This window comes from Neptunomonas phycophila (assembly GCF_001922575.1).
Taxonomy (GTDB): domain Bacteria; phylum Pseudomonadota; class Gammaproteobacteria; order Pseudomonadales; family Balneatricaceae; genus Neptunomonas; species Neptunomonas phycophila.
Genome location: NZ_MRCI01000001.1, coordinates 2,532,903 through 2,549,221 on the forward strand (window position 1 = coordinate 2,532,903; position 16,319 = coordinate 2,549,221).

Annotated in this window: 13 protein-coding genes and 1 tRNA gene; 5 read left to right on the forward strand and 9 right to left on the reverse strand. The window is 44.3% G+C overall.

Features of this window, described 5'->3' with window-relative positions; genetic code table 11:
* Position 1: 1 nt before the first annotated feature.
* The 5 genes from BS617_RS11525 to BS617_RS11545 all read right to left on the reverse strand — a co-directional run bounded on the left by BS617_RS11525 (position 2) and on the right by BS617_RS11545 (position 6,677).
* On the reverse strand, positions 2–1,186 hold the full coding sequence (locus tag BS617_RS11525) for an MFS transporter (RefSeq protein ID WP_075172944.1): 1,185 nt from the start codon (positions 1,184–1,186) through the stop codon (positions 2–4).
* A gap of 224 nt (positions 1,187–1,410) precedes the next feature.
* On the reverse strand, positions 1,411–2,364 hold the full coding sequence (locus tag BS617_RS11530) for a VOC family protein (protein WP_075172945.1): 954 nt from the start codon (positions 2,362–2,364) through the stop codon (positions 1,411–1,413).
* Positions 2,365–2,375: 11 nt separating this feature from the next.
* Positions 2,376–3,533 (reverse strand): alpha/beta hydrolase family protein, encoded by a 1,158-nt coding sequence (locus BS617_RS11535; RefSeq protein WP_075172946.1) that lies wholly within the window; start codon positions 3,531–3,533, stop codon positions 2,376–2,378.
* A 154-nt stretch (positions 3,534–3,687) separates the two neighbouring features.
* Positions 3,688–5,049 (reverse strand): DUF1329 domain-containing protein, encoded by a 1,362-nt coding sequence (locus tag BS617_RS11540; RefSeq protein ID WP_075172947.1) that lies wholly within the window; start codon positions 5,047–5,049, stop codon positions 3,688–3,690.
* Between the two features lie 14 nt (positions 5,050–5,063).
* A complete protein-coding gene (locus tag BS617_RS11545; protein ID WP_249263600.1) occupies positions 5,064–6,677 on the reverse strand; it encodes a DUF1302 domain-containing protein in 1,614 nt (537 codons plus the stop codon).
* A 148-nt stretch (positions 6,678–6,825) separates the two neighbouring features.
* On the opposite strand from BS617_RS11545, the gene BS617_RS11550 reads away from it, so the two are divergent.
* Positions 6,826–7,749 (forward strand): LysR family transcriptional regulator, encoded by a 924-nt coding sequence (locus tag BS617_RS11550; RefSeq protein WP_075172949.1) that lies wholly within the window; start codon positions 6,826–6,828, stop codon positions 7,747–7,749.
* Between the two features lie 54 nt (positions 7,750–7,803).
* On the opposite strand, the gene BS617_RS11555 is transcribed toward BS617_RS11550, so the two are convergent.
* From BS617_RS11555 to BS617_RS11570, 4 genes are all read right to left on the reverse strand, one after another.
* Positions 7,804–9,027 carry an anaerobic sulfatase maturase gene (locus BS617_RS11555; RefSeq protein ID WP_075172950.1) on the reverse strand — a complete coding sequence of 408 codons (1,224 nt, stop codon included), beginning with the start codon at positions 9,025–9,027 and terminating at the stop codon, positions 7,804–7,806.
* Between the two features lie 32 nt (positions 9,028–9,059).
* Complete coding sequence (locus BS617_RS11560; protein WP_083610011.1) at positions 9,060–10,904, reverse strand: arylsulfatase; 1,845 nt, start codon at positions 10,902–10,904, stop codon at positions 9,060–9,062.
* Between the two features lie 259 nt (positions 10,905–11,163).
* A tRNA-Met gene (locus BS617_RS11565) sits at positions 11,164–11,240 on the reverse strand.
* 113 nt (positions 11,241–11,353) lie between these two features.
* Positions 11,354–12,136 carry an SDR family NAD(P)-dependent oxidoreductase gene (locus BS617_RS11570; RefSeq protein WP_075172951.1) on the reverse strand — a complete coding sequence of 261 codons (783 nt, stop codon included), beginning with the start codon at positions 12,134–12,136 and terminating at the stop codon, positions 11,354–11,356.
* A 318-nt stretch (positions 12,137–12,454) separates the two neighbouring features.
* On the opposite strand from BS617_RS11570, the gene BS617_RS11575 reads away from it, so the two are divergent.
* The 4 genes from BS617_RS11575 to BS617_RS11590 all read left to right on the forward strand — a co-directional run bounded on the left by BS617_RS11575 (position 12,455) and on the right by BS617_RS11590 (position 16,305).
* Positions 12,455–13,174: a FadR/GntR family transcriptional regulator gene (locus tag BS617_RS11575; protein ID WP_075172952.1), complete on the forward strand. Its 720-nt coding sequence runs from the start codon at positions 12,455–12,457 to the stop codon at positions 13,172–13,174.
* Between the two features lie 289 nt (positions 13,175–13,463).
* A complete protein-coding gene (locus BS617_RS11580) occupies positions 13,464–14,435 on the forward strand; it encodes a TRAP transporter substrate-binding protein (protein ID WP_075172953.1) in 972 nt (323 codons plus the stop codon).
* A gap of 60 nt (positions 14,436–14,495) precedes the next feature.
* A complete protein-coding gene (locus BS617_RS11585; RefSeq protein ID WP_075172954.1) occupies positions 14,496–15,020 on the forward strand; it encodes a TRAP transporter small permease in 525 nt (174 codons plus the stop codon).
* Position 15,021: 1 nt separating this feature from the next.
* Positions 15,022–16,305 (forward strand): TRAP transporter large permease, encoded by a 1,284-nt coding sequence (locus tag BS617_RS11590; protein WP_075172955.1) that lies wholly within the window; start codon positions 15,022–15,024, stop codon positions 16,303–16,305.
* Positions 16,306–16,319 lie beyond the last annotated feature (14 nt).

Here is a 16,319-nt window from a genome sequence, read left to right on the forward strand (position 1 = left end):
TTTAATTGCCTCCCAACGCCAACTCTGACTTGGTAGAACTGGCTTGGCCCGCAAAGAACCGCGTAAAACAGATTAGCGTAATGGTTCCGAGTACCGCTACCGCTATTCCTATCCCGTGATAACCCACTAACTTAACGATAGTACCGCCCAAAACCGGCCCTATAGCAGCGCCAGACATTATCATGGCGGGCGTGGCTGCTAGTGCTCTACCCGATGTATCCAACTTAGCCACTAGGCCAAAGAAAAAGGGGTGCACAAAAATCAAGGCAGCCACAAAGAAAGCAGCCGATGCAGCATAAAACACAAAGCCGGTGGCATTCATCATGATGTTAGACAAGATCACCTGCAGAATAGGCATTACAAAAAGGACGATCCGTGGCGAAATTTTTTGCTGAAAGATACCCGCACAAACCGCGGCTATAATATTGATTAGCGCCAAAGCAATAAGCACCATGGTTATACGATCGGTGCCAAAATCGCGCTCTTGACCCACTCGCTCCATAAACGCAAAGGTCATCACTTGTGTTAGACCCATCAAGCTAAAGCCTACAACGCCATACCACACACAACTAGGAATCTTAGCGCTAGTCGGGCTCGTTACACCCTCTTTCTCTTGGGTATTTTTGGAATTTAAATCCATTCTTGGGAAAAATAATGCACACATGACACCTGCTATTACCATGGTTACACCAAAAATAGTAAACAGTGATTGCCCGCCCACAGACTGAATAACCTTGGGCGCGATTCCCATGAATAAAAAGCCCATAATCCCCAGAGCGAATCCGGCCATGGCAAATAATCTGTGAGGGTTTACGTAACGGGCTATGGTGCCATGCGCCATGCTCAGTGCGCAGCTTGCGCTTAAGCCGCCCATTGCATGTAAGGCCGCTAATTCTAAATAGACAGTGGTTTTAGAGGCTAAAAAGAAACAAACAGCGCTAACAAAAAACCCAGATGCAGCCACCAAACGGTGATTTAAACGTTTAAATTTAGGGGCGACTGTCAGGCTCGCTAACACAGCTCCCGCTAGGAAGAATGTTACTAAGCCTCCCGCTTCCTGGCTGTCAAATTGATAAAAAGCCACCAGCACCCCAACCCACAGCGGCATGGCGACCAAGTCAATCATGCCAGCACAATGAGAAATCATTAATGTGGCATTACCTTTAAACCCAAAACGGAAGCTCATAGCAAACCTCCTAGAATAGAGGTAATACTGGTGTGATCCTTAAAAGAATCAGCCCTACACTTCACAGACATCATCAACATATTCTTATCATCCACTTTGTTTATTGTTATCTTGTGGCAACAGTCATTTACTGTTGGAGGCTTCTTTTTTTAAGGTAGCCAGTGCATCCCAAGCTACCTTAAACAGCCTATTTCAAACCTTTTTTTATAGCTATTTGGTTCTTACTAATCATAATCTCCATTGTGTGGTGTATCTTTGCCCGGCGACCATTTTTCACGGTAGCGCAGTAAAAATGCTTGCGATGCGTCCGCACCCATAGGCGAAGTACGCGGCTCCCAGTTATGATCATGTAGGTCCATATCTGCATCCATTTCAATATGACACCCAAACGGGCTATTGAAATACCAGAACCAATTAGAACCAAATATATGACGACCAGGCCCCCAAAATGCTTGGTAACCTTTCTCAACAAATTGAGATCCGTTCTGCATTACTTCTGTTGGACCGCCAAAATGGAATGTGAAATGCTCTACACCTTTCATGAAAGGAGGAGCGCCAATTAAGAAGTGCGTGTGATGATCGAGCGTTCCGGCTGGCTGCAAAAACGGCCCAGCTCCCTCAAAGCGGTCGGTGCATCGAAAACCTAAGCGCTCTACATAAAACGCTTCAGCCTTAACTGGGTCAGGAACAAAGTAAACGATGTGTGATAACGTGCGTGGCCTAATTGGGCCCGCTTCAGTATTTATAGCGCGATGATTAACTGGCCTTTGGAAAGGTGAGCCAGGTACATTGGCTATCTCGCCTGATAAATTAACTGCTTTACGCTGTGTTACTTGGAAGCCAATCACAAACCCAGAATCATCAGTTGATTCAATAGAACCGTCAGCCAGCTGACGTACGTCTCGGTCTCTACTCAACTCAACACGAATAGCCTCTATAGTGCTTTCGTCAGCGACACCCATAACCGTTTTACGCATCATACAGCCATTGCCTATGCTGGCAGGCAAGCTATCATCATCAGTATGGGCCAATACAACCGCAGTTCCGTCTAAGGCTTCAAAGCGGCCACCCGCTTCTGTAACACCTACCGGGATTAAGCCGTAATCTGTTAAAAACGTTGAGCATGCTGCCACATCGTCGACACCAAAAATAATGGTTTCTAACCCTACAATCTTCATTTTTATTATCCTTAGGCCGTATGACCTTGTAACGTCTCTGCCACCCAATCCGCGATATATGCTCCTGCATTTGCGGAGTTATCAAAGCTAGAGTGCTGTACCCCGCCTTCACGGTCCGTAAAAATTTTTAGCTCACGCTTTGGGCTATTAATGAGTTGTTCGTAAGTACGATGAGCCCATTTCAAAGGGATCTGAGAATCTTTTTCACCGTGAGTAACAAGAAACGGGACTTTTATGCGATCTAACACACCATCTAGGTGTACGTTTTCAGCAATTTCCATGAACTCATCCATATCTTTTGCACCCCACACCCAACGCACATGTTCCCAATAATGAGGAACAGGGAAGCTGCCTTCTTTTTCAAGACGACGTTTTTGGACATCACGCCAATCATGGTTAGCGCCCCAAACAACACCACAAGCAAAGCGAGGTTCAAATGCAACCGCACGCGGACAGTAGTAACCGCCTAATGAAACACCTTCCATGCCAATGCGTTTAGCATCAATTTCATCTCGCGCTTCCAACCAATCAACAACACGGCTAGCCCAATGCTCGCTGTCGTAGCGGGCGGTTAGCCCATGTAAGCGAATGGCTTCACCCGTGCCGGGTTGGTCCACAATAAGGGAGGAGACACCGCGCTGAGCTAGCCAACGAGGCATGCCAACGCGGTATTTCATTTCTTTGGTTGAGTCCAGACCATTCACTTGCACCAAGATAGGAGCTTTACCCTCAACACCTTCGGCACGTACATACAATGCAGAAAGATGCTTACCTTCATAAGGAATCTCAACGCGTTCACAGTTTTCTTTTGAGAGCTCAAGTCCCCGCGCGAAAATGCTCAAGAAACGCTGATAAAGCGCTTCACGACCAGGAGAACCATGACCTTGCAGGCGCTCAGCCGTTAAATAGTAGGTAGCGGCGCGGCCATATTTGTCACCCGCTGAAATTAAACGACCCCGTTCTTCATCTTCTGCTGCGAGCTCACACAATTTATCAGCCATGCGCTCCCAGCTTTCACGAAACGCTTTTGAACCCGCGGCATCTTTAGCCTTTGCTGCCTCTTGCAATGGCGCACACATTTCTTGGATTTCACCAATACGAGCGCCCATTTCTAAGGCAAGGTTAATGGATAAATCCCAAGGGTAGTTGGTAGGGAAATAACGAAACATAAAAACTCCAAAAAAGTGAGACTAAAAGGCGTAAAAGCTTCAGGATAAAATTTGTGTTTGAAAGCCAAGGAAAACCTAGGAAGCAACGTAATCACGAAGGGGGAGATGAAAACGTTACAACCTAGATGTATTTCACTACTAAACTAGCTCAGCTTTATCGGGTACCTTGCCTAGCCAAACCCTGCCCTGTAAACGTTGAGGTTGGAAGGCGCTCAACGGGTCTGCTTTGAAACTTCTTCTCATTCATAACGTTGGCTAGGTAAGCTTCTCCAGAAAGGAGGTTATAGAACCCCATCGTCCGCGCAATTGTTCCTGGGAAATCAGGCATTACATAGTTGAACTGATACAACGTTTTCCACAGATCACCGTTCGAGTCCCAGCGATCTCCCAAGGACGCTTGCCAAGTGTCTTCGTCAACATAATAAACACTGCGCACGGCCTGATGGCGCTTGCCTTCAGCCAAGGTTGCCTCAACCACCCAAACACGGTGCAGCTCCCAGCGAACGGCTTCTGGATTCAAGTGATTGCCGGTGATGAGATCCTCATCGCTATATTGCAAAAAGCGATTCATGTTGTAAGGGATCAGCAGCTCTTTTTTGCCTAATAACTTCCAATTAAAGAGCTCTGTTTTACCCGAGAAAACGCTTAACTCATCAAACGACATCAGACCAGCTGTCGCAGGGGTTGGCGTATCGCAACAGGCATTGGGCAGCTTACGAACACGTCGCTGACCGGACAAATAAACATAAGATTGGCTTTTGTCAGCATCTATATTTGTACGACCGACTATTCGCTCACCAGCACGGATTGGCGGGCCATAGTTTTCTAAATTAACTTCCCAAAAGTAGCCATCAAAGCTGTCACTACTGCCGTCTTTAAAGTAATAAGGCATTTGGTTTTTTAGAAAACCATCAGTCGTTAATACAACCTTGCCATTGGAAGTAATTTGATACTGATTGATTTCAGTTTCCCAGCTACTTCCTTTCCACGACAGACGGTGGTTGTTAATTACTTCCAAACCACTTTGTGGAATTGGGAATGGAACCCCCCCATAGGCCCCAGAAATATTATGGCCGTCTAGGGTCGCTTTTTGCGCATTCTGAGCCGTGAAGTCGTAAACCCAATCTGGAGCCACCGCCGTTCGATGCGTAGGATAAACATCAAGCCGATAAGAGTCGGGATACTTTTTCAGCATTGCTTTAATGCCATCGCTCAACTTATCTGCATACTGATCCATATTGCTGAACGTAACCGAATAAAGGGGTTTTTCATCTTTAAAAGGATCTGCCCGCTTACCTCCTGCTACTTCTCCAGGTATTTTTTGGTTAAAGCCCCCTGTCCATGCAGGGATAGATCCGTCAGCATTGCCTGCTTTTTCAGCCCCAAAAGGGGTTAGATCAGCCCCTAATCGCGCCGCTTCTTCCGGGCTAACAGCGGCGTGAGCCATCATTGAAAAACAACCTAGTACCGTAGATGCTACAAGAACACTAAGAGGATGTTTTTTATTGTTATTCATTGCATTCTCCAAAATTAGAAAGTGGTGCTTATAGAAGCGGAGATAAAGTTTCGGTCTTTAAGAGCCTGTTTATATTGAGCTTTTGGTGGTGAGCCCTCGTCATCCAAGAAGGCGCCTTTCGGGCCATAATAAGAAACGAAATTCAGCGAGGCATTCCATTTATTCAAGTACAATGCATTCACGCCAATGTTGATATCGCCGCCGCCATCAACACCAAAAGCAGGCCCTATAGCAGAAGATTTACCCCAAGTACGGCTAATACCAATAGACGGTGTTAAATCCAGCCCATCAAATACCTGCCTATAGGTAGGTCGATAAACGAGTCTCATACCAATAGCTGATTTATCAGCATTAGTGTTTAACATGTCTGCATTTTCAGTTGTTTTAAGGCGGGTATTCCAAGCAATTTCACCAAGAAAAGAAGCTTCCTGAGCAATAAAAGAAGGTACGTTCGCGATCCAGCTAAACTGCGCATGAGCGGTTTCACCCACGGCGTAGCCTGGGTTTTTATTGTTGTCGTACTGGTTAGGTACGTCGAATGTCTGACCTTTACTGGCTAATGGAGTGTTACGACGATACGAAACCTCCCCGGCCAAACTCCAACGGCCCACGGTTTTTGCAACACTGAAACCATAAGCTTCAATGTTTTCAGCAAATACCCAGCGGTAAGTACCCGAACCTGGGCCTGTCGGCATAAAGTAGTTATTACTCGGAGCGGTTGCATGATAACGAGTAGCATAGAGACCATAGTCAGTCTCAGTATCAAAATCTGAATAGCGCAACTGGATACCGTATTGCCCTGAATCAGATGCATCCATATCGTGTTCATTAATAAACGCAAAAGGACCAAAGGTATTAATTCGCTCGCCTTCTAATGCATCACCTGCCGACAAAAATGCGCCTGCCGGTAACAAACGAGATTTTTCCCACTCATATCCAACATAAGCACCTAACGACATAGATTCTGATAAAGGAACATCTAAAGACACTTTACCGGTAGGACGGAGTGTTTCTTTGAATTGAGAATTTGGGACAGATGATAACTTAACGACATCTACAGGCCCTTGACCACCAGCAATGCCATTACCGCCATAGAATAAACTTTCACCCCACAGCAAGGTGTGCCGACCAATTCGGATCGTCCCATCCATTCCATCTACAAAAGGGAAGCGTGCATACACGAAAGCATCTAGAATTTCGGCATCACCCCCCATCACCTCTTCTGCCTTGTCGGAGAATTCCTTCGCGGGTGTATGATTAGATGTGCCATCTACATTGTCGTTATCAGTCGAACCATGGTAGACATCATCGTACCAAGCAGCACCAGTAACGCGCACACCAAACCTATCTTTATACGAAGCATCAAACTGAGTTAATAAATCGAGACGGTTAGACACCATGCCTTTATCAAAGTTATTGTTACCATCATTTTGGTTTTTATTAGAGTCACCATCAGTTAAGGCCGCTGAGGCATCTTTAACACGAAATGATGTACTGTATTTGATGGTGTTATCCAAACTAATTCTAAGGTCAGGGTTACCTGTCTCAAAATTAAAGGCGTATGCACTGCTCGCACTTGAGGCAATAGCTAAAGCAACTAACTTTAGCCTAAACGGCGTTTTAGTCATTATATTCACCTGCATTCCTCTGTATTTTATTTTTATCATTTAGGAAGCTTACAATTTAATTGACTTCAACCTTTCAGAAAAACCCTTTAAACTGAATCAACCATTCGATACCATCGAACGATAAAAATAATAAATTCGGAGTTTTTTCATGCGTTTTAAAAAACTTGATCTCAATTTGCTAGTAGCATTGGATACACTTCTTTCTGAGCAAAGCATCACGAAAGGTGCGCAAAAGTTAAACATGAGCCCATCCGCGTTAAGCAACTCCTTATCTCGGCTAAGGGAATACTTTGAAGACGATTTACTAACGCAAATTGGTAGGAAAATGGTGATTACCCCACTGGGCGAAAACTTAAAGGTGCAAGTACGTAATGCGCTGTACAACATAGAAAGTACTATTCTTATTCAACCTAGTTTCAACCCCCAAACCACCGACCGCATCTTTAGCATTTACTGCTCAGATTACACACAAACAGTTTTGGCCCCGCATGTGTTAGAACTTGTGGGCAAACAGAAAAGTACGGCTCGTTTTGAGTTCTTAGCCCAAGTCGAAAAGCCTGACGAACAACTCGAGCAAGGCACAGCTGACTTATTAATCATCCCTTCAAACTTTGTTTCCAAGCAACATACCAGTGAGGTACTACACGAAGAGGAGTTTGTTTGCGTTGTATGGAAGCACAGCCAAATAGCAAAGGGAGAACTCACACCCGAAAAATATGCAGAAGCCGGTCATGTTTTGATGCGACCCGCTGCTGTTAAAAAGGACTTCTTTGAAACCGTTTTTGCGCCAAAATACAATATAAATCGCCGATTAGTGGCTACCACTTCAAGCTTTGCGTCTCTCCCTGCCTTAGTGATTGGTTCTGAAAATATTGCAACGATACACGCGAGGCTGGCCCAAAAAATGTCAAAAGTTTGGCCTCTGAAAATACTGGCATTACCCTTTGATATACCACCGATGAAGCAGTCTGTTCAGTGGCATCAGTATAGAAATAATGACGAAGGATTAATGTGGTTGATTCAAACGCTAAGGGAAGCAACAACCAATATGGACTTAGAGCAAAAGGTCTAAAGCGCCCTAGGGATAGACGCTACGCAACCGGCAACCTTGAGTGGACGAAAGCAGTTAAGAATAAAATCGTTTCTTAATTTCTTGCTTTACTTTTTTAATAGGTAATTGATGGTGCAACATCTCTAACGTGTCGGCCATGCGTGGAACAGCGTGGGAAAAATGGACTTTAAAACCTTCACATAAGTAATTGCGATTTTGACGTCCATCGCTAGACACTTCAAACCGATGCTTAGGGCAACCGCCATGACACACATGGCGGACCTCACACGCTAAGCAGTCCGTACTAATATTAGTCAATTTATCTTGTCCAAACTGGAGATTTTGCGGCAAATTGACTAAATCAATTAACGACGTTTGATTTACATTACCCAGCTTATGTTCTGGATATACGTAATGATCGCACGAGTACACATCACCATTGGATTCCATTGCAAGTCCATTGCCGCACGTTTCGCTAAAGACGCAAGCGCCTGGACGCCCCGCCATTTGGCTCATCGTTTGCTCAAAGTTCATCACAAATATTTTCCCTAGATCATTTTTAATCCAGTGATCAAAAATCGCATTGAGAAATGAACCATAAGCCTTAGCAGGCACAGACCATTCGGCCAAGTTTGACTCGCCGTTGAAGGTAGGCTGGATCAGTGTAAGTCCGTTACTGTCGGGCAAAACCGCTTTGCGCTCTACTAAAGGAATGAACTGCATGTATTGGCTGCCAATACGCTTAAGAAAAGCATAGACATTTAAGGGACGTTTCACATTTTCGGCATTTACAACTGTGAGGGTATTAAAATCCACCTGATATTGTTTGAGCAACTCAATACCTTTAAGCGTTTCGTCAAAAGTGCTTTTCCCTTTACGCGATAGACGATAGGTATCATTACTAATCCGATCACCATCAATTGATATACCAATCAAAAATTGGTGTTCTTTAAAAAAAGAGGCCCATTGCGCATCAATTAACGTCCCATTTGTTTGCAACGAATTTACAATGCGTTTAAAGCCTTTGTATTTTTCTTGAAAATCAACTGCTTGACGAAAGAAATCAAGACCAAGCAAGGTCGGCTCACCACCTTGCCACACAAACTCAACAACCTCGCTTTTTTGGGATTGAATCTGATCACGAATATAATTCTCTAATGTGTCGTGATTCATGCGCCATTGTTTTTTCCTATTTGGATATAACTTCTCTTTTTCCAAATAGAAGCAATAAGAGCAATCAATATTACACACCGAGCTGCTCGGCTTAGCCATCACGCCAAAGTTATTAATTCGCACCATCAGATCAATCCCGTCTGTATCAAGATATTAACCTATCGCCCATTTGCCGAAGCGGCATGTTCTAACACATTATTATCACGAAGATAAACTTGATAGGCTTGTTTCATCTGCTCGACAACCTCAGGATGAGTAGCCGACAAGTCCCGAGTTTCCGCCCTATCCGTGGATAAGTCGTACAGTGAAAATGGTACATCTTTCCTGAAGACTGGCGTTTTCGATAATGGAGCCTGCTGGGCTAATTTCCAGTTATCCTTCACAACATAACTAGCACCTATCAATTCGTCAGCAAATACCGTTCCTTCAGGGTGGACTGCAGAAAACGCTTCAGGCTTTTGTAAGCTTGAGAGGAAAGAAACTCCTTTAGGCTCAAAAATTTCTTTGCCTTTATACACTGAACCCGGCACCTCAACTCCTGCAACGTCTAACACCGTCGGGAAAATATCCGTTACTTGCAAACGAGCATCAGAAGTCGGCCGCTGCTCAGCTTGATGATTCAACTTAACAATCAACGGAGACGCAGTTCCACCTTCCGCACCGGTAAACCCTTTAAAAAAGCGGAATGGCGCCGAGCTCACTTCAGCCCAACGCGGACCGTAAGCGACAACTGAGCCTGGTTTTCCCATGTTCTCTAGCGACTCATCAACTTGTGTCCCCGGTATCGGCAACATAAACGCTGGTGCCGCCTCGGCTCCATTATCAGACATAAAAATAATGAATGTATTATCATATTCACCTATGTCTTTGAGATGAGAAATCAACCGGCCAACATGATGATCTAAGTTGGTCACCATCGCCGCATAAATTTCCATAGCCTTTGCTTCTTTTTGCTGCTCCTCTGGGGTTAGATCGTTCCAGCTTTTCGGACCTATAGCCCCAGGGCTAGGCTCTGATACATTTTTTAGCAAGCCCAGCTCTTGCATCCGAGCTAGTCGTTTTTCTTTAACAACCTCATATCCTTCATCATAGCGCCCTTTTTGCTCATCGATAAAGTCTTGTGGTGCTTGTAAAGGCCAATGCGGGGCAGTGTATGCCGCATACGCAAAAAACGGTTTGCCATCTTCCTGACTCGCATCGATGTAACTTAACAATTTATCCGTAAAAAATTCAGTTGAGTAAAAATCTTTAGGTAACTCTTTAGCAGGAAAAACTCGGTCATCCTCAGCATAAAGAGTTAAATCAAGCGGCGTAGGGATTTGTGGCGGCGCATAGTGAGCTCCCGCTCCGTCAACCAAAGAAAAAGATTTTTCAAAACCGCGCGCATAAGGCAAAGCGCTTTCTTTCAATCTATACCAACGCTTTTGCTTTTGGGTTGGGGCCAACACATCAAAGGCCAAGTGCCACTTGCCGACCATGTAAGTATGATAGCCAGCATCAGACAATAGCTCCGGCATAGTAACCGTCTTCTCGCTTATGTAACCGCGATAGCCGTCTGGTATGTTGTCAAATGTGTATGTATTCGACTGGCCCCACGGAGCACTTAGCGGTTTATCCCTGACAATATTAAGACCAACAACCTCAGCCATATTCCCTAAGCCCGCCAAGTGATGATCAACTCCCGTCATCAAACTTGCACGTGTTGGTGAGCAAACAGCAGCTGTGTGGAAGTTTGTTAGCATTCGACCTGTCGAGGCTAATGAATCGATGTTGGGCGTCTGGATTTCACTACCAAATGCACTTAAATCAGAATACCCCAAATCGTCAGCCATAATGACCAAAATATTAGGGCGTGTATCCTCACTGTTTGATTCAGCTTGCGATGTAGCAGATAAGCTTATTAATGATGCCGCGACTACTCCCGCGCAAAGCTTTGGAACATTGAAACGCGGCTTAAAAAAAGACAACGGGCTAACGCCATTGCTGCGATTGTTATCAATCATAGAATTACCCAGTACTGATGATTATTTATTTTTATTCGCATTAACGCTAACAGAAAAGAAAACCAGAACAAGTCCTTAAAACTGAACTCAAGTATTGATGAAATCGAACCATCATGGACCACGATCTTTAATGGCAGTATGGGAAGGGCAATACATGGAGGATTAAGCGTTGTAAAAGAGCTGGAGCGCTGATAAAAAAGCACAAAAAAGCCTAACTAAAAAACTGATTTCTCAGACCCTTAGTTAGGCTATTTTGAAGTGGTAGCGGGAACAGGATTTGAACCTATGACCTTCGGGTTATGAGCCCGACGAGCTACCAGACTGCTCCATCCCGCATCAACTTGGGGCGAATACTACAGACCAGTTAACCAGTACGCAAGCTTTGTTTACAAAAAGATTACTTATCCAGCGATCGGCCGCTGAATAAGTAATAAACATGCTAACTCAGCTTATGGACACATCTGTCCACCGTTAACATCGAGGATTTGTCCTGTGATATACCCACTGCAGTTATGAGACGCAAAAAATGCAAATGACGGGGCCATTTCTTCTGATAAACCAAAGCGACCAAAAGCAATCGTTGATGCAATTTTCTCTTTTAATTCGTCACTCTTATCAGCATGGAAATCAGTGTCGATTGTACCGGGGGCGATAATGTTAAAACGGATATTATCCTTAGTGTACTCTTTGACCCAATTACGATGAACATTGTGTAACCAAGCTTTAGAAGCGGCATATAAGCTGGCCCCTAAACCGCCACCTTCGCGACCCGCTATTGAGCCAGTACTAATAACCGAAGCCGTGGTGCCTGACTCTGCCGCTGAAGAACGAAGGTAAGGGATAGAATACCGTGTAACCATTAATGCCGACCGAGCATTGAGATCCATAACCTTGTCATAAAACGCATCATCAATATCTTCTAAACTCGAACGGCCTCCGAGGCCTCCCGCATTATTGATTAGCACATCAATGCCACCAAACTCCGCTACAAAACTATTTACCAGCTTCTCACATTCACTCGATTGGGTTAGATCCGCGGGAATAAAAATCACATCGCCTTCATTACCTAGCTCACGTACTTCTTTCAAAGCCGACTCGGCCGCTGGGCTCAAGGCTCGACCATTAATGGCCACTTTTGCCCCTTTATGAGCAAACAATTTCGCAACGGCTAAACCAATACCAGCTGTAGAGCCTGTAATAAGAACTCGCTTACCTACTAAATCACCAAACATTACATACTCCTTAATTTATTTTTATTTGTACTACAATATGGCTAATATAAATTTAAAATTTTCAGACTACAAGCCATTACCAGGACAAATCGATTTTTTTTATTATTTTGGCAAAAAAGCAGAAGTTAATGGTCTGCTGGGTACTAGCGCTCCCACAAAATACCTGATTCTTATGGCTAGAATTCAGATTTAAACATACAAAAAGTGCGGGAAATTAAGGGAAGGTACGCACTCCTGTGCTAAAATTTGTTAGCTATCTTGGCAATTTGTGTTATTTATTGACAAAAAATTGACTGCTACCTCCCAGTAAAGGACATTATGACTAATAATTTCAGTACCATTTCCACCTCGTCAAGAAGTTTGCATGTGCAAGTTGCACGTACAATTGCGCGTCGAATTTTATCGGGCGAATTAGCTCAGGGGTCTATAGTTCCTAGCGAAATGGCATTGTGTGAGCAGTTTGGTGTAAGCCGAACAGCACTGCGTGAAGCAATAAAATTACTAACTTCAAAGGGTTTATTAGAATCACGCCCTAAAATTGGCACTAAAGTTGTTAACCGGGCTTATTGGAATTTTTTAGACCCTCAACTCATTGAGTGGATGGAAGGCCTTAGTGACTCTGAAGAGTTTTGTTTGCAGTTTTTGGGGCTAAGACGCGCTGTAGAACCTGAAGCCTGCGCATTAGCTGCAGTTAACGCAACGGCTGAACAACGAATAGAGCTGTCGGAAACCTTTCAAAAAATGGTCAAAATCGCAGAAAATTTTAACCAGAAGGCTTGGACAGCGGTCGATTTGAAGTTCCATCGACTAATCTTTAACTCGACCAATAATGACTTTTACCTCCCCTTCGGTAACATTCTTACTACCATGTTTGAAACGTTTATTATTCACTCTTCCAGAGACGGGGACGTTTGTCTTGATGAGCACCGGTTAATCTACGAAGCTATTATGGCGGGCAATGCAAAGCTTGCTAAAGAAGCCTCCCTAGATCATCTCCAATCCAACAAGCACCGGCTTCCAGAAAAGAGCATCGCTTAACACGCCTATTTACCCTATCAAGCCTTTTAATCATCCCTACCAAACTGTTTTAAAAGGCTTTTTTATTCTTCCCCTCCCCACGCCCTTTCAGCTTAAGTGCAACTTGGTGTAAACCCTTCGCGCCCAACACGGTTTACTTCGTGCAATGAGGCTCGTTCTCACATCAATAAATATTATAAAATAATACAATAACACTATTGTGAATGTTCGATAGATACGGTAAAACTTTATACCACTCACTATAAAACTGCTTTTTGTAAGCAACTAATAAAAAAAGAGGACAAAAATAATGAGAAAAACTCTTATTGCATCAACCGCTATTGCCAGTCTGATTTTTTCCGGTTCAGCCTTGTCTGCTTGGACGGGATGGAACATTCACAACAAGGACTACCCGATTACGGATGCCCTTGAATCTTTCATTAAGAATGCAGAAAAAGTAACCGATGGCCGAGTATCCGGCACCTTGTACAACGGTGCAGTACTGGGAAGCCAAGGCGATGCAATTCAAATGATGCAAATTGGCTCAGTTGATTTTGCAGGCTTTAACCTTGGCCCTATGGGTACAGCGATTCCCGAAGTTAATGTGCTTTCATTGCCGTTCATTTTCAAAGACGTAGACCATATGCACCGTGTCATGGACGGTGCTTTTGGTGAGCACTTGAGCGAAGCTATGTCTAAACACGGCATTATTTCATTGGGCTGGTATGACGCCGGGGCTCGATCGTTTTATAACCATGTAAAACCGATTGTTAACCCGAGTGATGTGGAAGGAATGAAGTTTCGAGTCATGAATAACGAGCTGTACGTTAGCATGATCGAATCCTTAAAAGGCAACGCGACTCCAATGGCTTTTAACGAAGTATATCAAAGCCTAAAAACAGGAGTAGTTGATGGCGCAGAGAACAACTGGCCGTCATACGAATCCACTAACCACTACGAAGTCGCCAAGTTTTATTCTAACTCTCAGCATTTGATCATCCCTGAATGCTTATGTGTGAGCACTAAGGCATGGGGAGCACTCTCCGAAGCAGACCAAGCTGCTCTTAAACAAGAGGCCACTAAAAGCGTCGCTATGCAACGTGAGCTTTGGAAAAAACGCGAAGCAGAAAGCCGCCAGTTGGTAATCGACTCGGGCGTTCAATTTAATGAAGTAGCTGATAAGGCCGCGTTTTCTGAGGCAATGAAACCCGTTTATGCTCAAGCCATTGAAGCGATCCCTGAACTGGAACCTTTTATTAAAGAGATTCAGAGCATCGATTAGGCGTCAACTAGCGAGAATGTAAGAAACGACATTCTCGCTTTTTTTATTTTGAGACACATCATGAATAATAAGAATATTCTGTATGTATACGACAAACTACTTGTATACATAAAAAGGGTTGCCAACATTGTCTCTGGCCTAGCAATGATTACCTTAGTGTTTTCATTTGCATGGTTAGTTTATGGTCGATATGTTCTAAATGACACACCAACATGGGTAGAACAACTCTCTTTGCTTCTCGTCATTACCATTAGTTTTCTCACCGCAGCGGTGGGTATACACGAGAGAACGCATTTAAGTGTAGATATTTTAACGCAGATGCTGCCTGTATCTGGTCAAGCTCTGGTGGGTATCGCCGCTGATATCATTATGGCCATTTTTGGATTGCTTATGGCAATCAACGCCGTCGATTTAGCGGAGTTCGCTTGGTCAAAGAAAATCCCGTTACTCGGCATAAGCGATGCCACCCGCTACTTCCCCGTTATTATTTCTGGCTCATTAATATTTGTTTTCTCCTTAGATCGAGTGGTCAGAACTATTCACCACCTAACTCGCACCAAACCTATTAGCCAGGAGAATAATTAAAATGGGCTTAGCTATTTTATTAGGTGTTTTTGCTGGCGTGATGTTAATGGGGGTGCCTGTCGCATTCGCTTTAGGCATCGCTGCTATTTCAGCATTCATGTACGAAGGCTTACCGCTAATGGTCGGTTATCAACGGATAGTCGCAGGTATGTCGACTTTTGCGTTACTGGCCGTACCTTTCTTTATTTTTGCGGGCGAACTCATGCTTCATGGAGGCATAGCAGCTCGACTTATTCGCTTTGCTTCTTCCTCGGTCGGCTGGATGCGTGGAGGACTTGCGCAGGTCAACGTATTCTCTAGCATGTTATTTGGGGGAATTTCAGGCTCTGCCGTCGCTGATATATCAGCGCTAGGCTCCCTCCTCATACCGGTCATGAAGGAGAAAGGCTACGATGATGATTTTGCTGTCAACGTTACAGTAACGTCCTCAATTGCTGGGATCGTTATACCGCCTAGCCATAATATGATTTTATTTGTAGTTGCTGCAGGTGGAGGCATCTCAATATCTAGCCTATTTATGGCCGGTATTGTCCCGGGTATTTTGATGTGTTTATTACTCGCTTTTGTCGCGCGCTGGATAGCCATCAAAAAGAAATTCCCTACTGAGCCTTTCGTTGGATTCAAGATTTTAGCGCTATCATTTTTAGCTTCAGTGCCCGGCCTAATAACCGCGATTATTGTGGTTGGCGGTACATTATCTGGCGTCTTCACCGTAACAGAGTCAGGAGCTATTGGTGCGGTTTACGCCATGATTGTCGCGTTCTTTGTTTATCGTTCGATGACGGTGAAAGCTTTTTGGGCTGCCGTGTCAGGGTCAATAAAAACTACCGGCATGGTAATGATTTTGATTGGCTGCGCTTCAGCGTTTGGTTACATGCTCGCTTTCTATCAAGTACCTGCCGTGCTGTCTAACCTTATCACTTCCATATCGGATAACCCGATTGTCATCTTGATATTATTAAACCTATTGCTACTGCTTTTAGGCATGATCATGGATATGGCTGCCCTTATCCTCATTTGTACACCGATCTTCTTGCCTATCGTTGTGGGCTTCGGCATGGACCCCGTCCATTTTGGCATTATGATGATGATGAATTTAGGGCTTGGGTTATGCACACCGCCTGTAGGCTCTTGTTTATTCGTAGGCTGTGTTGTGGGTGGCGTGACTATTCAAAAAGCAGTTAGGACCATATGGCCTTTCTATTTAGCCATGCTAGCTGCGTTGCTATTAGTGACCTTTATACCTGCTATTTCCATGACACTGCCAAATTGGCTGGCCAACTAATCTAAACGGTGACT